Source organism: Nocardiopsis lucentensis DSM 44048 (genome assembly GCF_000341125.1).
Taxonomy (GTDB): Bacteria; Actinomycetota; Actinomycetes; order Streptosporangiales; family Streptosporangiaceae; genus Nocardiopsis; species Nocardiopsis lucentensis.
Genome location: NZ_ANBC01000569.1, coordinates 1 through 20,438, shown reverse-complemented (window position 1 = coordinate 20,438; position 20,438 = coordinate 1). Strand labels below are relative to the sequence as shown.

16 protein-coding genes are annotated in these 20,438 nt (G+C 66.2%); 7 read left to right on the top strand and 9 right to left on the bottom strand.

Annotated features, from left to right (window positions below):
• Window positions 1-235: 235 nt before the first annotated feature.
• From D471_RS39625 to D471_RS35220, 3 genes are all read left to right on the top strand, one after another.
• Window positions 236-673, top strand: a complete 438-nt coding sequence (locus D471_RS39625; RefSeq protein WP_152486377.1) for a hypothetical protein — start codon at window positions 236-238, stop codon at window positions 671-673.
• Between the two features lie 184 nt (window positions 674-857).
• Complete coding sequence (locus D471_RS37745; RefSeq protein ID WP_017600173.1) at window positions 858-1,112, top strand: hypothetical protein; 255 nt, start codon at window positions 858-860, stop codon at window positions 1,110-1,112.
• A 923-nt stretch (window positions 1,113-2,035) separates the two neighbouring features.
• Complete coding sequence (locus tag D471_RS35220; RefSeq protein WP_152486376.1) at window positions 2,036-3,157, top strand: hypothetical protein; 1,122 nt, start codon at window positions 2,036-2,038, stop codon at window positions 3,155-3,157.
• 2,663 nt (window positions 3,158-5,820) lie between these two features.
• Here the strand turns inward: D471_RS35220 and D471_RS0119540 are convergent.
• Window positions 5,821-6,567, bottom strand: coding sequence for an FkbM family methyltransferase (locus tag D471_RS0119540; protein ID WP_017600171.1), 747 nt, complete (start codon window positions 6,565-6,567; stop codon window positions 5,821-5,823).
• 174 nt (window positions 6,568-6,741) lie between these two features.
• On the opposite strand from D471_RS0119540, the gene D471_RS0119535 reads away from it, so the two are divergent.
• Window positions 6,742-7,263, top strand: a complete 522-nt coding sequence (locus D471_RS0119535; protein ID WP_017600170.1) for an AAA family ATPase — start codon at window positions 6,742-6,744, stop codon at window positions 7,261-7,263.
• Here the strand turns inward: D471_RS0119535 and D471_RS0119530 are convergent.
• From D471_RS0119530 to D471_RS0119505, 6 genes are all read right to left on the bottom strand, one after another.
• Entirely contained in the window at window positions 7,217-8,110 is an 894-nt protein-coding gene (locus D471_RS0119530; RefSeq protein ID WP_017600169.1) for a glycosyltransferase family 2 protein, read from the bottom strand. The two genes, D471_RS0119535 and D471_RS0119530, sit on opposite strands and share 47 nt — an antisense overlap.
• Complete coding sequence (locus D471_RS0119525; protein ID WP_241479660.1) at window positions 8,107-9,282, bottom strand: glycosyltransferase family protein; 1,176 nt, start codon at window positions 9,280-9,282, stop codon at window positions 8,107-8,109. The genes D471_RS0119530 and D471_RS0119525 overlap by 4 nt, the downstream gene beginning before the upstream one ends.
• A gap of 11 nt (window positions 9,283-9,293) precedes the next feature.
• Window positions 9,294-9,992, bottom strand: coding sequence for a hypothetical protein (locus D471_RS0119520; protein ID WP_017600167.1), 699 nt, complete (start codon window positions 9,990-9,992; stop codon window positions 9,294-9,296).
• Entirely contained in the window at window positions 9,989-11,146 is a 1,158-nt protein-coding gene (locus tag D471_RS0119515) for a glycosyltransferase (RefSeq protein WP_017600166.1), read from the bottom strand. Before D471_RS0119515 ends, D471_RS0119520 begins: the two co-directional genes overlap by 4 nt.
• Before the next feature lie 29 nt (window positions 11,147-11,175).
• Window positions 11,176-11,388: a BldC family transcriptional regulator gene (locus D471_RS0119510; RefSeq protein WP_017600165.1), complete on the bottom strand. Its 213-nt coding sequence runs from the start codon at window positions 11,386-11,388 to the stop codon at window positions 11,176-11,178.
• A 249-nt stretch (window positions 11,389-11,637) separates the two neighbouring features.
• On the bottom strand, window positions 11,638-12,129 hold the full coding sequence (locus tag D471_RS0119505; protein ID WP_241479659.1) for an ATP-binding protein: 492 nt from the start codon (window positions 12,127-12,129) through the stop codon (window positions 11,638-11,640).
• 187 nt (window positions 12,130-12,316) lie between these two features.
• Between D471_RS0119505 and D471_RS0119500 the strand changes: the two genes are divergently transcribed.
• The 3 genes from D471_RS0119500 (at window position 12,317) to D471_RS0119490 (ending at window position 15,999) form a co-directional block, all read left to right on the top strand.
• The gene (locus D471_RS0119500; protein ID WP_017600163.1) at window positions 12,317-13,144 is read left to right on the top strand and encodes a helix-turn-helix domain-containing protein; all 828 of its coding nucleotides are present in this window, start codon (window positions 12,317-12,319) and stop codon (window positions 13,142-13,144) included.
• A complete protein-coding gene (locus D471_RS0119495) occupies window positions 13,134-13,313 on the top strand; it encodes a DUF397 domain-containing protein (protein WP_017600162.1) in 180 nt (59 codons plus the stop codon). Before D471_RS0119500 ends, D471_RS0119495 begins: the two co-directional genes overlap by 11 nt.
• A 190-nt stretch (window positions 13,314-13,503) precedes the next feature.
• A complete protein-coding gene (locus D471_RS0119490) occupies window positions 13,504-15,999 on the top strand; it encodes a hypothetical protein (protein WP_017600161.1) in 2,496 nt (831 codons plus the stop codon).
• Window positions 16,000-18,941: 2,942 nt separating this feature from the next.
• Here D471_RS0119490 and D471_RS0119485 read toward each other — a convergent pair.
• Window positions 18,942-19,850 (bottom strand): energy-coupling factor ABC transporter ATP-binding protein, encoded by a 909-nt coding sequence (locus D471_RS0119485; protein ID WP_017600160.1) that lies wholly within the window; start codon window positions 19,848-19,850, stop codon window positions 18,942-18,944.
• Window positions 19,851-19,885: 35 nt separating this feature from the next.
• Window positions 19,886-20,438: CbiQ family ECF transporter T component (locus tag D471_RS0119480; RefSeq protein WP_026127879.1), on the bottom strand; the 553-nt coding region annotated here is incomplete at its 5' end.

The following is a 20,438-nucleotide window of genomic DNA, read 5'->3' as shown; positions in this document are numbered from 1 at the left end:
GAGAACTACTGGCCGCCTGCGGGGAAAACACACTGGCCATTGACAGGGCCCTGCCCGGGACGGCCCGTAGCCGCCCCCGTGTGGCTGTTCCGCCCTATCACCCCACGCCCCCTACCCCAAGGGCCGTCCGGGCCTGTCAGTCGCCCACACACCCCTATCCGGCGACCAGGGGCTGTCGCCCAGCGGCGCTACCCTGCCCTGACACCACACCATCCCCCACCATCGAGGCCCCGCCATGTCCCACCCCGCCCCCGCGACCAAGCGCGACCAACTCCTCTCCGCGTTCCCCGAACTACACGAGTTCGGCAAACCCGCGCTCCTGCTCCACCCCCATCTGGTAGACCCCGGCCCCGAGGACAGCTCCGTCGGCGGCCCCATCCTGTGGCCCAGAGACGAACCCTGGCCGACCTGTCCCCACGGCCACTACTTCCTCGAAGCACCTCACAAGAACGGCGACGCCTACTTCGACGAACCGCTCTTCCTGCAACCCGTCCTCCAACTGTTCGCCCGCCACCTGCCCACCGGGCACACCCTCCCCTCAGGCGCCGAACTCCTCCAAGTCCTGTGGTGCCCCACTCCTCCAAGTCCTGTGGTGCCCCAACGACCACCCCGCCCCGCTCGACGCAGACGGGCACAGCCACACCCCCTGGCTCACCCTGCGCTGGCGACATGACCTCACCGACCTCGCGCCACTCCCCGAGCAGCCCCGCCCTCACACCAGCGCCAGGGGCTACACCCTCCCGCCCTGCGTCCTGGACATCGAGGAGATCACCGACTACCCCTCCGACGCCCTTCTGCCCGAGGAGCTCGCCGACCGCATCGAGGAATGGGAGGACGACCTCCCCCGGACCGGACACGTGATCCCCAAGCCCAGCTACTCCTACGATGTCGCCCACCGTTCGGGTATGAAGCTCGGTGGCTACCAACCGTGGGGCCTGACCGACCCCTTCCCCATCGAGTGCGAGTGCGGTACCCCCATGGAACACCTACTCCAGATCGACAGCCTGGAACCGGGCGGACTGGACAGGCTCGTCATCAGCCGCGGCTACTCCCTCGGCCTCCACCACTACCCCACCTCCCCCGACCACCCCCACCACACCGTCATGCAGTAACTCTGGCCGCCATCCCGAAACCTACTGGGACCTGCGCTGTCGGAGCGAAGATTGATCGACACGAGGGGATTCCGATGTGTTCTTCGACTCCCAAGACAACAGCGAGCCAGGATATCTGGATCCGGCTCAACCCCTGATCCGGCAGTTCTGTAGATTCACCGGGAACCAGGATCACTCCCAGAAAGCCACACATGGCCCTCTCATCTCGAAACACTGCGGGCACCAGAAGCATCCCGGACATCATCCGAGACCCCAAACAATGGTGGTGGGGAATCCAGGGCGGCAACCCCAACGTCGCTGAACAGGACCTCCATGACCTGCGGAACGGCCTTCCCCTGCACTCCGTGGCCCACCTTCGGCATGGCAGACTTCTCCGGCAGGGCCTCCTCGTCATCACTTCGCTGCCCCGAACGCCTCACATGGCGCAGATGGCGGCCGTTCCGCACCTACGCCAATCCCATCCCTGTCCCGGCGCCCCGCGAGGTGCTCGAGGTATCGGAGCCGCGCACTGTCTGGGAGTCCCGACTCGGCGACGTACGCATAATCCGATTCCGAGCTGGCACCCAGATCTGGGAGATGGCCGCGGTCACCATCGATACCACCGTCGTCACGACCGCCCTGGCCGAAGCCAAGACCTGGACACGCCAACCCTGAACACCTGGTCCACCCAGGGGACCTTTCATCCCATCGGGTGACGACCCCAGAGAAGCTCCAAAGTGGGCAGGGTGACCTCGAATGACGGCGAAAGGTGAAAACCACCTGCTTTGACACTGGTGAGGTCGCCACCCTCGTCGCTCTAGCGGCGGTCTTCCAGTCGGTATGCAGCTTGTCATCGGCCACCATCACCATGCCCCCTGCTGTACACCGCCACCACGTACGCCAACCCCCTCCCCCCGGCCGACCAACGAACCGAAGGACACACCTTGACCGGAGAAAAAGTGACGCTGAAGCGGATCGCCCCTGTCTTCCTTGCCACCATGCTGGCACTGACCGCTTGCAATTCCGGAGGGGACGAGGCCGCGCCAGGGGAGGCACCGCAGGCTGACGCTGCCCCGGAGGAGGACACGATTCCGGCCGAGGAACTGTCCGGGTTGCTGGAGTACCACCGGGGGACGAGAGGGGTATTCCTCACCTTCCACGACGTGGAGGACGGAACCCAAAGAAGCCTGATCGACCTCACTGACCTGGCACTGGCCGAGACGGGTGGCATGGGGATCGAGGCCTTCTGGGACAGGTTCGCGTTCTCCCCCGACTTCAGGTTCGCCGCCTACGAGCACGACGGCGGGCTCCGCTTCGGCGAACTCAACGCCCAGACCTACTCCTACGACTGGACGGGGGTCGTGGAGCCGCAGGAGTCGACCACGTTCAGCGGAGGCGCGATCGAGTACCTCTCCCCGCAGTTCTCCCCTGACGGTAGCCAACTCTGGTTCGAGGAACAGCATGAGAACCGCGAGGAGGAGGACTCACGCATCTTCTCCGTCGACGTCACGGATCCGAAAGGGGAACCGGAGCACCAGGGCGACGCCCCACGCGACGTCGGGACCATCCACGAAGTCGACTCGCGGGTGTTGAGCGGTCAGGGAACCTGGCGAGGCCCGGACAACGTCTACACCATCACCGAAGACAACCAGTTGGAAGTGCTGGAGAGGGTCAACGACGAGGAGACTGGGTTGGACTACTTCATCGGAGACACCACCGGTGTGGTCCCCTGGAGCTTCGTCGAGGGGGCACCCGGCCAGTTCTTCGGCCCGATCGGCTTCGACCGCAGCACATTCACCGAACTGCACTCGCTCTCGGTCTCCGATGACGGGACCGTCTCAGACGACGGGATCGACCTCGAAGCCACCGGCAACAGCATCAGCCGCGTGTGGGCCGACAAGGAACACGACCGCCTGATCCTCTTGGCTGGAAGCTCCTACTTCGCCTACGCACCCGGCTCAGACGACGAACCGGTGGCGCTCTTCGACGACCTCACGTATGAGGGAAGGCCCGAAGGTACTGTTCAGACCGAGGTTCTCGGCGTCTACCCGGTCCACAACGGCTAGGTCAGGCGACCGGGGAGCCCACGATCAGCATGGTGGAGCCGAGCACGCTGCGGCGGGGGCACTGTCGGGGTCGTCGCCAAGGAGCCCAGCCAGCATGGGTTCCAGGTGCTTCCGTGCCGGTGGGCCCTCCGAGCGCACGTTCGGCTGGCTCGTGCTCCACCGCCGTCTGGTCCGCGACTGCCGAGGCAACGCCACGCGGCATGACACGACACAAGACGGCAAACCAGATCGAATGGATCCGTTTCCCGAGAAACAAGAAGCGGGCTTCCACGGCCTACCTTCCCAGCCTGTGGTGCACCAGGGGACCTTTGATCCGATGGGATGGCAACCCCGGGCGTGAGAAAACCCCAGGTCAGCAGGGGTGAGTCTCCCGCGCAACCCGAGGTCGCAGCCGCCTTCTCGCTCCTGGTGTGCTCGCCGGTCCGGAACACCCCACCAGCCACCACCACGGCGCGACAACGGAAACGAACAGGGCGACCTCTCCTCACCGGCCCCTCCTCCACCTCACCGTGCTTCCCCTCCACGGCCCCGACGACGACACCCAGGCAGCGCCCGCAACACCCGGCCACCGATCTCGCCGAGCCGAACCACGAGAAGCCAAGCCCGTTCCGCCTCGCGTGCCCCGCCAGTCCGTGCAGGACCCACCCGCAGCGCTCACCGCCGACGCCCGTCCACCACACGCCACTGGACGATCCCCGCACCACATCCACCAGCCCCACCGCGCACCACGAAACGGACACTTCAGTACAGATACTTGGAGTAAGAGAAGAGAACACGAAAAGATCAAAGAGAAGAAAGGATTCGAGGTGGAGACGAACGCATACGAGGGATACAAGGGCGGGGCGCCCGACGCTCGCCGGCGGGCGCCCCGCCCCCTACGTGAAGATGACGACCCACCGGGTATAAGTCTGGGTTGCCAACGGCCCACCCAGACCGGCTGTGACCTGCACGGATAGTCGCCTGTGGGTGGGCCGATCTAACTGGCCCACTTACCGGAACCAATACAGGACCACCTACCGGCGTACTTACTGGCGGCGTCACAGGCCCACTTACCGGACACACTCAAACATGAGTGCCACGCCCACAATGCTCTTGTTTCTTCTCCGCGCCGCCCACCTCGAAAAATCCCCGCAACGAACCCGACACCCCTACCAAGACCAGAAGGACCATCGACCCGAGACCGTCAGCGGATGCCGGTGACCACCGAGTGGATCCCGCCCGCCCCCAGACGGCGCGGCCCCGCCACGCCTTCGCACAGCCCACCCCGGAAGAACCACCCGCTTCCATCAGCATCAGTTTCTACGGAGTATGTCCAGGAAACAGCCAGGAGACGTTCTCGTAGACACGGTGGGGAACGAGTCTTTGAGCAGGTGCGGGCGGGGCCGCCTCGCGCTCGTTGCGGGCGGCCCCGCCCGCCTACGTGAAGATCACTACCCACTTGGGTATAAGTCTGGACACGCGGTGGCCCACTTGAACAGCCTATGACCTGCAATGATGACCGTGCAGGGGTGGGCCAGCTAAAACCGGCCCACTCGACGGCCCCGGTAACGGCCCACCTGCTGGCCCTGGTTCAAATCGTGTTCACTCGGGGTTCAGCACACCCCTGCGGACGGTGCCATGAACGCCCGGAACTGTTCCACGGCGTGCTCTTTCTCCCCTTTTTCGATATCGCACGGCTGATCTGTGCTGGCCGGACTCGGACGAAGAACAACCCGCGGGGTGGTGCCGACCATGCTCATGGTCGGCACCATCCCGCGGCACACACCCTCACTGATCAGGTCGTGACGGCCTGCCATCGGCGCACCAGGCGGGCCAGCTCAGCGAACTCCCCCTCCTCGCCACCCTCAGCAACCGGAGAAGGCACGGACACGGGCGCTGGCTCGTGAACGGTGGCCAGGAGGTCAGCGTGAACGGCGTGGTTCGCCCCTACAGGAGCTCCAGTGTGCGCATGGAGGAAGCGCTCCTCTTCCCGAGCGAGGTAGGGGCGCACCCCGCGCACCCCGTCATCATCCACGCACCACCCACGCCGCCCGGTGTACGGCATCCGTGGACGCGGCACCGCAGCCGCACCCCCGCGCGTGCCGCTCTCAGCTTGGACGCACGGAGCCGACCCTGGCTTCTCGGTCACCGACCGTGTTGAGGCGGCTTCCCAGTCCGCTCGTGCATCCCGTTCCGGACGTGCCTGACGGGTCTCGGGTTCCGGAGTTGGCGGCGCGGTTCGACTTGTCGGGGGGCAGAACACGGCGGCCAGCACCGCACCGAGCACCCAGCGCACCTGCTCGCCCCATCCCTGGCGGCGTTTGCGGTGCTTTCCGCTACACTTCTCCACGGTTTCCTCCTGCGTTCTCAGGTGGGAATCACGCCCCAGGCCGGTGTTCGCGCACCGGTGTGGGGCATCCTTTTTCTCTTCTCGTCAGCCCCGAGGCGGGACTGGCCCTACTTCCTGTGTGGGTCTGGGTGAGTGTCGATGGCCCCGGGGTCGTACGCCCCCGAAACTGCGCTTCTCATCTGTAAACCCACGCAAATGGGAAATAACGCCCCTAAAGCCTAGGAATCGGCATCCACGCTGGTCAGGGCTGGTCGATGGTCGCTTGGGTGGGCGAGAATCTTCAACCCCTTCCGTATAGAACAGTCACCGAGCCCGCGAGCGGTGCGGAGCGGAGTCACAGGTGGGTGGCGTCGGTCCGGGAGAACACCAGGTCGCTCATCTCGGTGACTTCCCGCTCCCACCGTCGCGGCGGTTCGGGGGCACCGATGGCCGTGGGGTAGGTCGTCGGGTCGTAGTCATTGGCGATCCGGTAGATGTGAAAGCCCGCCGCCCGCAGTGGCCCGATCACGTCTTCGACTTCCAGCCCCTGTTTGGCCAGAGTGCGCGGTGTGACCTCGATGATCAGCTCGGCGTCGGGCCGCAGCAGGCCGAGGAGGGGTGCCAGGCTCTGGACCGCTGCCGCTTCGGCTCCTTCGACGTCTATCTTGATCAGCCGGGCGTTACGAACCTCGGAGGGTGTGAGGATGTCCGGGAGCGGTGCGGCGTCGACGTGGAAGGCGTCGTGCACGTGCCGAGGCCGGACCGTGGAGGTACCGCCGAGGTTTCCCGGGTCGGCCAGGAACATCTCCACCCGTCCGGGTTCAGCCGCGACGGCCTGGTCGATGGCGCGGACGTTGCGCGCCTCGTTGAGCAGGAGCGTTGCCTGGAGGTGCTGATGGAAGCGCGGGGCGGGTTCGATCGCCGCGACGTGTCCGATCGGGCCGACCAGGTGGGAGGCGAGCATCGTGTAGTAGCCGATGTTCGCGCCCACGTCCACGAAGGTGTCCCCCGTTTTGAGGCGGTGGGTGATCCACGCGGTCAGGTGGGGTTCCCAGGTACCGAATGTGTAGAGGTAGCGCTGGATGATGTCGCTGGTGGTCACTGGGAATCGGCCACCGAACCGTGTCGAGGCAGTGGTGGTGACGGGGTTGCGTAGGAGTTCGTCGTCCAGCCAGCGGATGGCCCGTTTGGGAATGAATGCGGGTGCGCGTTGGATCGCTGTTCGTAGAGTTGCTCGTGTGAATCGGTGCATCGGCAGCTCCGGGAAGGAGAACGTGTGGGACGGGTTCCCGTGGTGTTTCTGCTGGTCGGTCTGACCGGGTCGGGCAAGACCACCTACGCGCGCACGGTGCTCGAGCCGTCCGGTGCGGTGCGGTTGTCGGTGGATGAGGAGGTCCACCGTCGGCACGGCCGGTACGGGGTCGACTATCCGGAGTGGAAGTACTTCGAGCGTCAGGCCCCGGTCGTGGACTGGGTCCGTGACCGTCTGGTCGAACTGCTCTTCCAGGGGCGCGATGTGGTGGTGGACCACGGTCTGTGGCGGCGCGCGGAACGGGAGGAGTGGAAGAAGCTGATCGAGGCTTCAGGGGGCCGGTGGCGGCTGCTGTACTTCCCCGTGGAGAAGGAGGAGCTGCTGCGGCGTCTGGGTGAGCGGAACCGTCGCCAGGACGCCAACGCGTTGACGGTGACGCCGGAGGCGTTGGCGGACTTCGTGACCCGGTTTGATCCGCCTGAGGGTGAGGGTGAGGAGGTCATCGCCGCGGGCTCGTTTCCGGCGGGGCCGGCCGCCACTGGGTGAGGATCGGGTGGGCTTCGTCCTGCCAGGTGGGCGGGGTGTAGTCGAGGCGGACGGGGCGGAAGGCGAGTGCGGGGTCGGCGGTGTTGATCCGCCCCTGGTTGTCGCCCAGGTGGGTGAGGAAGCGGTCGGCCTCGTGGCGTACGGCCGGGCTGGTCTCGGTCCAAGTGCCGGAGGTGAAGCGGACGATCCTGCGCCTGAGGTCGGCCTCGACGCCGAAGCGCCATTTGAAGTGGTGCACCACCACGACCTGACCGTCAGCGGGGTGGTGTCCGGGGGCGCGGTGGTTTCCCGTGGTGAGGGGGACGTCGGCGCGGGCCAGGACGATCTTGCGAGGGTCGCCCAGCAGGAGCCGGTGTGTGAGCCAGCCGCCCAGGGGGTAGGCGGCGTCCAGATGCTCACGCAGGCCCGCTCCCCTCGGTTCCCGCTCCGGTGGGGGCCAGGCGGTGAGTGCTCCGGTGCGGGCGACGCGGTCGAGCATCAGCCCCCGCACGATGGCGTGCCCGGCCTGTTCCGCAGTGGCGATCGTGTCGGCCAGGGAGGTGGGGAAGGTGTGGAACTCGTCGCTGTCAGCGATCAGATGCCACCCCTTCCCGGCGCGGGCGCGCAGACGGTCGCGCAGGTGGGCGTTGGTGGTCTCGTGCCAGGGGCCGTGTTTGACCAGCGCCGGGGTGATCCCGCGAGAAGCGAGGGTGTCGCGCAGGCGTTGCTCGGTGCCAGGTAGGGCGTGCTCGGGGACATGGAGGGCGAGGTGGAAGACACTGATGCCGAGTGTGCGGTAGTGCTCGACCCAGGCCTGGAGTAGGGGTGTCTCGACGGGGCCAATCACGGCGATCAGGGGCGGGGTCATGGCATCAACTCCTTCAAAAAGGCGAGCATCTGGCGCGGGGTGCGGAGCCCGAGGTCCGTCGCGGCGGTGGGAGGCGGTGCGGGTGGTGGGTGTGTGGCCGCTTGGTCAATGGCGTCGGCGAGCGCGTCCGGGTCTTGGGAAGGAACGACCGTCGCCCAGGCGCTGACGCAGCGGGTCAGGTCGGGGGCGTGGTCGGAGACCAGGAGCGGGACCCCGAAGCGAGCGCAGTCGGCGACCAGCCCGGACTCCTTGCCCACGCCGGGGTGGCGCAGGACGGTGGTGAAGCTGCTGGCGGCGTAGACCTGGCAGATGTCGACGGGTCTGAGTGGACCGGGCAGGATCCGCAGCGTGACCTGTGGGGCTGCGGCGATCCGGTGTAGGAGGTCCGGGTCAGTGGGGTCGCCCGCGACCAGGACGTGCAGCGGCTGGGTAAGGCGTTCCAATGCGGTGACCGTGGTGGCCATGTCCTTGTGGGGCCACCACCCGCCCACCACACAGAGAACCGGCACCTTGTCGGGGATACCGAGGGCGCGGCGGGCCTGGGCGCGTTCGTCGTCGGTGATCCGCTCCTCGGGTGCGGCCAAGGCGAAGGGGTGGACGGTGGTCCTCAGCTCGGGGAAACGTTCACGGACCTCGTCTTCCACCGCTCGGGTGGGGCACACGACCACGACCTTGTGCGGAGAGGCCAGGCGCCCGAGCGTTCGCACAAAGAGGTCCTCGGTGGTGTTCACCTCATGGACCACCCGCAGGTGCGGGGTGCGTGACAGCAGCCGGGCCAGGCCGTGCAAAGCCTCGCTGGCGGTCAGAATCACCGCCGCCTCGGGTTCGCACTTGAACACGTGGCGGGCGGTGCACAGGGAAGCCGCTTCGATCAGGCACCGGGCGAGGAGGGTGACCTGGTGCGGCAACCGGCGGTGAGGCAGCAGCCGACCGGTGATCGCGGCGCCCCGGTGTGTGCCCTTCCCGAGCGTGAAAAGAAGCCTCCCTCCAGCTCCGCGGGGTCGGGTGAGCACGAGTGCTCGGTGTTCCTGGAGCGTGCGGTGGATGTGTGTGGGTATCCCGTTGAGGGTGACCACGACGGCCTGGTGCCCCTCGGCGGTGGCCGCCGCGGCGAGGGGGACGAGAGCGTCCTGCCAGTGGCCCGCATGCTCAGTGGCCGGTTCGACCAACACCACCGTCCGCCTCACAGCCGCTCCCGGGCGGAGACAGTCTCGAACTGGGCGCGCAGCCACACGGGATCGTTCAGCCGCTGCCAGGCCGGACTGTTGGCGGGTGTGGCGTGGGCGAACTCGGAACCATCGGCGGCACCGAGCCGCACCCACGAGGTGAACCGGCCACCGACAGGGGAGGTCCAGGCGCGGATCTGTTCGCGGGTGGTGTCGGGGTCGGCCCCGTACTCACAGCCCCGGGTGAGCATCGCGACCTCGCGGAAGGCGGCCTTCCAGGCGTGGTAGGGGCTCTGGTCGAAGCGGGTGGTGCCCGCGACCTGGGTGGAGAACTCGACCCTGCCGGGCAGGGCGGCCAGGACGTCGACGGCCTCGCCCAGGCGGCGGAGGGAGTCGCGGCGGATGAGCTTCATGCCGCCGTAGCCGTAGGTGCGTCCGGTGGCGGGGTTGGTGGCCTTCCACACCCGCATCGCCACACCCTCAGGGAGGGGGTCGGGGTCGGGAGTGAAGGTGGGGTGGATGTGGAAGTCGCCGTCAGCAAGCAGGAAGGTGTCGGTGTCCACGAGTTCGGCGGCCAGTCGGTAGGCGCGGCGCATGCCGACCACGCCGTGCAGGCGTTTGACCGGTCGGTCCAGGACGCGTTCGAGGTGGGCGTGAAGGTCGTTGGCGAGGGGTTCGTCGTAGGAGAGCATCACCGCGTCGGGGCGGGGGTTCACCTGATCGCCTCCAGGTAGTCGGCGGCTACCTGTTCGGGGGTCAGGTTGCGGGTGGAGTCGTGGGCGTGGCGGCTGTGGGCCTGCCAGAAGGCGGGGTCCTCCACGAGCCGGTTCACGATCTTGATCGCGCTGTCTAGGTCGGCCGGGTCGAAGAGCAGGTCCTCGTGGACGGCCTCGGCCATCCACGCCATGCGGGGCGCGATGACGGGGACGCCCATGACGTGCAGGTCGATGATCGACATCGACCACGTGCACCCGGGCCGGAACGGCGCGAACCCCACCGTGGTGTCGGCCAGCAGGGTGCGGTAGCGGTCGCGGTCGCCTCCGTCGGCGCAGACGGTGACGCCGCAGATGGCGTCGAGGCGGGCCAGGGCGTGTTCGGGGCTGGGGTCCAGGGCGACGCGGTCGGGGTCGCGACGGCCGAAGAGGTCCATCACCCGCAGCAGGAGCCCGTTGGCGGTGACCCGGCGGGCCAGGTCGATGAAGTGGTCAGTGCCGTAGTGGCCGTAGAGCCGGTGGTTGTACAGGCCCAGGGCGTGCTCGGGTGCGGTGGCGTCGGTGCGGACGAGGCGGGGGTCACGGGGTGGGGGCACGATGTGAACCCGATCGTGGATGTTGGCGCGGTAGGTGTCGGAGGCGGCCAGGGTCCAGTCGCGGGCGGTGCGGGAGTGGACGAGGACACGGTCGCAGGCGGCCAGGCCGCTGGCGAAGGCCAGACGGATGGGGAGTTCGAGGCCGCCGTCGCTGAAGGCGGGGTCCTTGACCAGGCGGCCGTGTGCGTCCAGGGAGAAGGGCAGGTAATGGCAGTAACCGACGACCTGGGCGGTGCTGTGCGCGTCGAGCATGGCGGCACGCACCGCGGGGGCGGCCTCGATCTGGTTGACCACGATGGTGTCCGGGCGGGTGGCGCGCAGGAGTTGGGCGAGGTAGCCGACGTCGTGGGTGACGCGCACCCGGTACTTGCTGGTCGCGGTGGGTGGGGGCACCATGTGGCGCACGCGGGGGTCGGTGACCGGGGCGGGGCAGACCAGGGTGATGTCGCATCCGGCGTCGGTCAGGGCGCGGGTGAGGATGTCGGCGTAGATCCATCCGGAGTCGGCGCTGAGCCGGGAGGCGTTGGAGACGTTGAGCAGGTACAGCAGGGACCTGGACATGGGGACTGCTTTCTTCGTCGGCAACGGAGTCAGTGGGCGAGGAAGGTGCTCGCGGCCAGCAGCGCGTCCACCTCGTGCTTGAGAAACCGGCGGTGGCCACCAGGGGTTCGGAAGCTGCTGATCCGGCCTTCCTTGGCCCAGCGGGAGACGGTCCTGGAATCCACCCGAAAGGCTCGGGCGACCTCACCAGGGGTGAGTGCGTGAACAGTGCCGGGGGCGGGCAGTTGCGGTTCGGCGGACATGGCGAACAGGGGTTCCTCTCCGAAGGTGTGCAGGGTCGGTGTGACCGCGCTCGAGATCTGTGCAGGGCTGGATGGCCGACGCGAGCGATCCGGCATTCGCGATGGCGGAGGTTCCGGCGCAGGTCGTCAGGGTGGGCGCGTTCCCGGTGGGCAGAAAGTCGTCCACATGCGCTGGCGCTCGCGTTGGGGGACACAAGGGCTTCGTCGCGCTCCTGGTCGTGGTGGACGTTCCAGGACACGGCGCCGCCCTCATCGCGCGAGCGGCAGGTGACGGTCGAAGATCCCCCAGACAGTGAGGGCTCCTCCGGCGCAGCCGTCCCACTCCCAGTACAGAGCGAGCTCCTCCAAGCGCCGCAGCCCGAACCCGTGCCCCGCGGGTACTCCCTCGGCGGAGGGCTCCCCAGCGGGAACCGGGAAGGTGAGTGGTGCGTCCGGACGGGGGCCGTCGTCGGTCACCGCCAGCTTGAAGGCGAAAGGCTGCTTCTCCAGCCTGATCCGCACCGTCCCACCCGGCAGGCCGGACGCGGTGTGCTCCAAGGCGTTGCTGTGGAGGATCGCCAGGGCCTCCAACAGCCGCTGCGCCTGGCTCCCGGTCGGGCCGTATCGCGGGAGCAACCACCGGGCGGCTGTGCGGATGTGGTGCGGTTCGTGTCCGAACTCGGCGATCCACGTGTTGGGGTCAGCGCAGCTAATCCTGCGAGGCAACGTTGAGTTCTTGATCGCGGCACTCACTCGTCCCACCCACTCCTCTCCGGCAGCTCGAAGCGCTCGGCCGACAGCGCATCGGTGTTGCGCCCTTTCGCAGGAGGATGCGGGCAGGGAAGTACTCGGCGTAAGGCTGACCGGCTAAGCCGTGAATCTTCCAAGAGGCTCTGGAATCTTCTGGAATCCCTCCACGGCTCGCGGAGTGATGTGCTCACATAGGGTCATGACCCCCGACGAGCGCACCCTGAAGATTTTCGGGCGGGAGCTGCGCAGGCTCCGTGCCGAAGCCGAGTTGACCCAGGAAGCCGTGGCCCGGCGTGTCAGTCAGCGCGGCACGACCATCAGCAACTCGCATATCTCCGACATCGAGACAGGGAAGGCGCTGGCGCGCCCCTGGCTACGGCGCGCCCTGGACGAGGTCGTGCACGGTGGTGGGCGGCTGGAAAGGCTCTGGGAGGAGCTCACCGGCTCCGGTCGACGAGCCTGGTTGCACGAGGTCACCGAGCGCACCCACGGCGCGGACGCCCTGTACGAGTACCAGGCCCTGGTCTTCCCGGTCTATCTTCAGACCGAGGCCTACTCCCGGGCCCTCATCCGTTACGGTGCTCCTTGGCTGTCCAGGAAGGACCTGGCGGAGCGGGCCAAGGAGCGCGCGAACCGTGCGCGTCACATGGCGGAGGCCCTCTCCCCCGTCATCTGGCTCGTGATCGACCAGTCGCTGCTCATGCGCCGCTACGGTTCGGCGGAGGTCCAGTTGGAACAGCTCGCCTACGTCGTCGACCTGGTGGAGAAGGAGCGCGTCAACCTGCTGATGGTTCCGGTGGACGAACCCCGTCACGCGGGTAACAATGGCCCCTTCAGGGTCATCACCTCAGGCGACCAGCCCGAGGTCGTCTACGTGGAGTCCGCTCATGAGGGGCAGATCATCACCGCGGCCAACCAGGTGGGGCGGTACCGCATGTGGTTCGCGGCGCTGCAGGGTGTCGCCGCCGGGCCGGATGAGACCCTAGAAGCCATCCGCAACGAGATGAAGAGGATCAATGGTGGCTGAGTGGCACAAGTCGTCCTACAGCGGCGGCAACAACGAGTGCGTCGAGGTCCGCGAGCACAGCACCGGTGCCGACGTTCGTGACACCCAGCACCGGAACGACGCCCAACTGACCTTCTCGACAGCGGAGTGGCGCAACTTCCTCGCCCAAGTGAAGAACCAGGGACGCTGACGCCCACGAATCCACGGCGTCCCGGCACTCCGTCCGAGGCCAACGAAGGCCGTCTGTGCGTGTTCTCTCCGGGTGAGAACCCACGCACAGATGACGGGGAGACGATCCCGGCACGTACCAAAGCCTCCAGCACACTCGATACGAGACATTCCGGGGCCCTGACGGCCCTGTGTAGGCCTATGCTCGGACCATGCCCCCCAACATAGCGTTCCAGCGATTCACGCACTTCTTGGCCAAGGTCGTCAAGGAAACCGCCGCACGTGCCCCCGACTGGAAATACGAGGCGTTCGAGGAACTCGCCCAGCCGTTCCTCGACAGCCCGGAGACCCGAGAAATCATGACCAGCCTCGGCGTCACACGGGCCGAAATGGTGACGGAACTGCTGGACAAAGAGGAAGAGATCCTGACAGCAAGATCATCCCAGGCCCTCGTACGGCTGGACCCCCGCAGCTGGCTGTGGGATCTGGGCAGGTCCCTCTTTGAGAACGTCGAAAGCGCCGATGAGCCATCAAACAGTAAGACTCTCTACGGACTCGGACTGATCATCTTGGTCGTCTTTTCTGTGTCCCTCTCCCCCTCTTTGATTCTCCTGTACCTACTACTGATCGCAGCGGGCCTGGCCGCTCTCTACGCCGCTTCGGGCACCGACCACCTGGGAATGCGATTCGTCGAGCCCTTCCTAGGAGATCTACGCGGGAACGTGGTTGTGCCCCTGCTACGTGCACACCTGAACGATCTGCTGCGGCGGGCGGGGATGGATGAACCATTCCAAATCACCGACTCCTCCTCCCTCACCGATCTCTCCGAGCGGAAGCAGATCGTCGCCACCAGTGCGATGAGGGTGATCGAGAGGACCAGCTCGTCAGTCGGTTCGGGCAGCATCGGCGTCTCGGGCCCTCGGGGAGCGGGAAAGACCACCCTGTTGAAGAACTTCTGCGAGAACAGGTTCGCCCAGGTTAACCAACCCGACCTTCGCATCCTAATTCCGGCACCTGTGCACTACGAGGCACGGGACTTCGTGATCCACGTCTTTGGTCACCTGTGCGAAGCGGTCATCGCCAACACGAAGAAGAAGCCACGGCGAAATTCAGCAAAATTGCTTTTTGCGCTACTTGAAAACATTCTCTTCCTGCTCGGCCTACTCTTCCTTCTCTATGCCTTATTCAGCAGCTTCCTGACCCCAGGAGAGGGCACCCCAACCGCGGATGACATTCTGGCCATGAAACACCTGTTCACCCAGGAAAACCTCCTGCTGTGGAGTGAACACCTAGCAATATACTTCGCAGTTCCAACCGTGGCCGTGTTCGCCGCAGCTCTCTTTTCTGGAATGAGGGCGATTCGTTTTCTGCGGGAAAGAGTCCTGATCACCGAGGGCACACGACGGATCGATATCTGGGAGACCATTACTCCGACGGCATTCGCCACCATCATGTCCGTCATCACCATTCTGGTGATCGCCCGGTGGGTGGGAGCCCCCGAGGAACGGTTCGACTACTCGGTGCTGTGGACGCCTTACACTCCTGGCGTGCTCCTGTTGACCACCAGCCTTCTGGTCAGCTTCTGCGGGGCCGGACTGGCCGCCTGGCGCAAGAGGAGACGCGCCACCCCTCCGAAGGATCTCGCCTCTCTTGCCCGGGAGCGATTGCGTCAGCTGCGCTACTTGGAGACCACGACGATCGGGTTCACTGGTTCGATCCAGGTGACCCGTCCCGCCCAGTTGTCCGGGAGTCGCACCCGGGCCTTGGCCGAGCAGCAGATGGGGCTTCCCCAGTTGGTGGCGGAATACCGTAACTTCGCCACAATGACCGCCGAGTGGTGGAGTGAACTCCACAAGGGCCGAGGTCGGCTGGTGGTCGGGATCGACGAGATCGACAAGATGTCCGCGCAGGAGGCGGAGCAGTTCATCAACCAGGTCAAGGCGCTGTTCGGCACCCCAAACTGCCTTACCCTGGTGTCCGTCTCCGACGACGCCCTGGCCAACTTCGAGCAGCGCTCGTTCTCAGTGCGCGACTCCTTCGACACCGCCTTCGACGACATAGTCCGCGTGGAGCCCCTGAGCTACGAAGACGTCCGTCAGCTCCTGACCCGGCGGATCAGCGGCATCCCCGACTCCCTGGTCGCCCTCTGCTACGTACTCTCCGGTGGACTTCCACGGGAGTGTCTGCGCGTAGCCAGGAGACTGGTCCAGCTACGGGCGGAACGCCAGAGCGGAGGGACAGAAAAAGCCATGAAACCTATCAAGACCGTCGATTTCGCCGAGGAACTCGTCCGGCAGGAGGTTGAGGCCCTAAAGAACGCTCTACTCGCCCAAGGATTCCCTATGAAGGCAGCGGAGGAGGGAGAGAACACCGGATCGGAGATTGACCAGGACATCCGAGGAATCTTCCGGGCCGACTGGCCGAAGATTACCGGGAAGGAACTGTTGAAGATCGGCTCCCGCTGGTGGGAGGCGGCTGACTCGCTGGCTGTCTACTCCGCGCAATTCCTGTTCCTCGGTGCCGTTCTGCTGCTCTACACCGATACCGATGAGCACCGGACGGTCAGGGTACTGCTTCGGGAACAGGAAGCAGTCGCAGTAACGCTCCTTACCACCTTGGCCAGGGCCCGAGCGGTGGGAGCGCAGACTAGCAACGCACAGAGGCTGCTGGTCCAAGAGTTTCTGCAGGACTGGGAGCAGGTGATGTGATCCTCCCACCAGAGCAACGCGATCCGAAGGATCCGCACCGCGGGGTGCTCACCAACGGGGAGGTGCTGGCTGCCATCCACCCAGCGGGGTGATGGGAGGCGATCCCGGCACACACCAGAAACTCCATCACACCCCGTGCGAAACTCACGATCTACACCCCTTGGTCCGGTGTCTGCACGATAGATCCAGTACTGGGCATCTACCGACCGTGTCCTACATCTTCTAAACGATGAACCTGTGCGAGGTGCTCCTGCAACCGGGCATGGCGAAACTGGTAAATCGGACCGACGGTGCGCAAGAGACCGACGCGGTGCGCATCATCGAGGAATGCCATAAGACGTCGGGGTAGACGCCGTTTCCAGGCAAGGTAGTACGTGACAACGAGGTAGGACGGCCAGGTTGAGTGGTCATTCCGACTGAGCACGAGCCTTGTTCCAAAAATATGCGCGAAAAGAATTCCCGCAGCTAGACCCCACCATAGACCAGAAAATAATCCGATTAGCACACCTCCTCCAAATCCTAATACCATACCCCACACCACTCCGCGCACGAGGTTGAGGGATCGGTCTTCCCTCCAGGAGGAAACTGGAGAATAAACCTTTCCCTCAAGAGAGGAGTTCTGCACCCAATCAAATACTCCACCCACGAAACCGAGTGTAGGAACTATACAAAAAACGGCAAGGAGGCCACCAAAAATGCTTACTATAATACCAGCCTCAGCACCTCGCTCTTGCCATGCCACGAACCCCAGCAGAGAACCGTAAAGCAGGAAGGCCACGACACCGGCACGGACCATGCTGCGCATGAGGCGCCGGACCAAGTCTCGGAGCCGACCAGTGATCTCAAGGTTCGCGTACCCGGGGCCCTTAGCTGACCACAATAGATACTCCCTGCGGTCCACCGTGTTCAGTAGGGCGTTCGCAGCACCAAGAAGAACCCCGCCAAGGAGACCCCCCGCGACGGCACCGCGAAACCCGGAATGGATTCCTCCAACGAAAGCGAAAGCAATCATCCCGAACAAGAATCCGAACAACCCCAGCAGTCCTCCTAGAAAAATCCGGAAATATATCCGCTCCTGCCACGTTCGCCCCTCAGGAAAGACACGGTGACCCAATTCCCACCAGGCCAGGTTCCGTGTAGCCGGAAGCTCCCCCTTAGCTGAGGCGCGGCTGAGCATGTGGGCGATATATGCCAGTCGATCACGCACTTTACCTGAGTCGTATCCCTCACGAGCCAGAAATGGCAGGCATGGACTGCCCTTTTCATCCTTCTGTTTCCGGTACGTTATGATCACAGCTTCGACGATCCGGTCGAGCAGAGCTGCTTCGAGCGCCTCTCGAGTAGGGAAGCGTTCATCGTCAAGGAGCGGGGCGGGGTCTGCCCCGCTGTCGAGATAGACGGAGCGGACTAGCCATAGACCTAAAGGGGTGGCGGTGATCGAGCGGAGTGAAGAACGAGGCTCGTGTGAAGCACGCGGGTTGCGGAGATGAGCCAGGACCGGTTCCCACCTCTGCTGCTGATGACGCGTGCGCAGGCACTTCTCCAGGTACTTCGCAGCGCCAGCCGGGTCCAGCTCCCGGGGCACCACGACAGCGGTCGAGGCGAGCACATCACCAGCCTCGGCCACCGATGCAGCGAACTCGCTGTAACGACTTGCCAGGATTAGCGGACCATCTCCCAAGGACCTGTTCAGGGCGGCGACCACTGCTGAACGTGATCCCTCTGGAAGTTCGTCAAGCCCGTCAAGCACCGGCAGAAGTGCACCGCGTGTGGCCAGGTGGCGAGCAGTTTCCTTCCCTAGGGCGGAAGACCGTAGGAAGGGAATGTCTTGGTCCAGTCGGTGGGTTAGCCAGGAGGCCAGGGTGGGATGCTCTTCTGTATCCCATCCGACTACGGACACCAGCACAGGAACTGGTCCTTCCCTTTCCTTAGTCCAGTCTGCTAACAGACACAACAGAAGCTGCATCGCCAGAGTGGTTTTACCGCTCCCTGGCCCACCCAGGATGGCAAGGCGCTGACGGGGTAGAGCCCGGAACCGATCAGCCAGGGCATCGATGTTGTCACTGGCTCCCTCGAAGGAGGTCTCTCCTATCCCCAAGACATTGGCAGTCCGATCCATGAGTTCCTGGCATCCGGTGAGTTGCCAGCGCACTGGCATGGGGACTGGGTCGTGCAGCAGGCGAAGTTTGGCCTCGCGCTCCCACTGCTGCTTCAAGTGACCAGCCAGCCTGTCCTTGACCTGATCAAGGTCAGTGGTAGTCGGCGCCTCAGCGGCCCACGAAGAGCGTCGGACAGCCCAACTGAGCGCTCCCACCGGCAATGCTAGAGCTGCCACAATACCGGCGACCCATCCGGCAGCTTCCCAACCCGAACGACTGGCTGGCCCCCCCCCCAGCCACAATGCTGCCCCCAACGCACCCACAACTGCGAGCACGGACCCTACAGCGGTCACGGTGGGCATAATCCGCGTCAGTCTAGCTATCATGCCGCTGATTGTGCCCTACTTGAACTCACCCCTGCTACTGAGAGAAGTCTGTATCAGAGGCACAGCGCAAAGGTGTGGATTCTCGAGAACTGGACAACACTCTGCACCGAAGATCCAGAGTAGCGGCGAGTACACCGAGAACCTCGCGAGGTGCCATCGGACGCCACCCGCCCACGGTTCGTGCTCCGTTCGTGCTCTTCAGTTCCGTACTGGCACGACACCAGGCGGCACCACCCGACCCCAGACGGCACGGCGGATCGGATGGGGCGACACGAAACGACACGAAATGACACGTGGCGGCACGTGTTAACCAGACTTCTCATCCGATGGCGGCGGCGGGACCCCGCGCCCTCGCGAGGGTGCACCGCATCGGCCGAAGACGTACACCCGGAGGGTGCGAGCGTTGCGTCCGCTTCGGATCACCCGTCCGGCCCTCCGCGGGAAAAGAGGGAAGAGCTCATCGGTCGGGCCTGCCGAGGAGCCGGGCCAGATCCTCGGGGCAGGCCGGGTCGGCGGCGGCATCGGGCAACAGCCCGTGCGCGCGCAGCGCCCGCCCCACCAGGGGACCCCAGGCGGGGCGCAGCCGGGCCCGGGCCAGCAGGGCGGTGTCGCCCAGCACCTCCCCGGCCGGGCCCTCCGCCAGCACCGTCCGGTCCAGGACCAGCGCCCGCTCCGCCCAGCCGTGCACCAGGTCCACGTCGTGCGTGGACACCACCAGCGTGGCGCCCCGAGCCCGCAACCCGTCCAGGGTCGACACCAGCTCCGCCACCCCCGCCGGATCCAGCCCGGCCGTGGGCTCGTCCAGGATCAGCACGTCCGGGCGCATCGCCATCGCCCCGGCCAGCACCACCCGCTTGCGCTGGCCGTAGGAGAGCAGGTGGGTGGGCCGGTCGGCGAGCCCGGTGATGCCGAGCGCGGCCAGCGCCCAGTCCACCCGTTCCCGGACCTGGGCGGCGGGCAGGTCCAGGTTGACGGGACCGAAGGAGACGTCCTGGCCGACGGTGGCGGAGAACAGCTGGTCGTCGGGGTCCTGGAAGACCATCTGCACGCGGCGGCGCAACCGGTCGCGGCCGCGCCGACCGCGCGGCAGCGGTTCGCCGTCCAACAGCACCGATCCCCGGGTGGGGGCCAGGCTGCCCGCCAACAGCCGCAGCAGGGTGGTCTTACCGCCCCCGTTGGGGCCCAGCACCGCCAGCAGCCCGCCGGAGCGGACTCGCACGTCCACCCCGGTCAGCGCGGAACCGGTGTCCTCGTAGTCGTAGCGCAGCCCCTGTCCGGCCAGGACGGGCGGGCCGTCGGGGCCGGACGGCGCGTGGCGTGCCGCCGCGGCGGCACGGGGGTCGGGCCCCGCGGGTCGGGCGGGCATGCGTGCCTCCTGGAAGTCGTCGGCGGGCCCGCTGTTCACAGCAGGGCCGCGTGGGCGAGGGAGAGCGCGGCGACCAGCAGCGGCGGGGTGGCGGCCGCGGCCAGCTCCACCGGACGGACGGGGCGCCCGTCGACCTGGACGGTGAGCCGCCCCGTGTACCCGCGGCAGGCCAGCCCCTCCTGGAGTCGCCGCGCCCGGTCGAGGGAACGGACGAACAGCACCCCGCCCAGCGCCCCCGCGGAGCGGATCCCGGACCGCCGGGAGTGGTATCCGAGCCGTCCCGCCTGGCCGGACCCGACCCGCCGGGCGGTCTGCAGCAGCACCATCAGCATCTGGTAGGTCAGGGCGACCACCTCGACCAGGGCGGTGGGCAGCCGGGTCCGGGCCAGTCGGGCGAGCAGGTCGGCCACGGGGGTGGTCAGTACGAACAAGAGCTGGGTGCCGACCGCCGCGGACGCCCGCGCCGCGACCTCCGCGGCCCGGGCCGCTCCGCCCTCGGCCCAGCCCAGCGCCTCCGGTCCGCCCACCGTGACCAGGAGCGGAGCCGCGCTGGTGGCGACGAACAGCAATGGTGCGGCCGCCACGCGT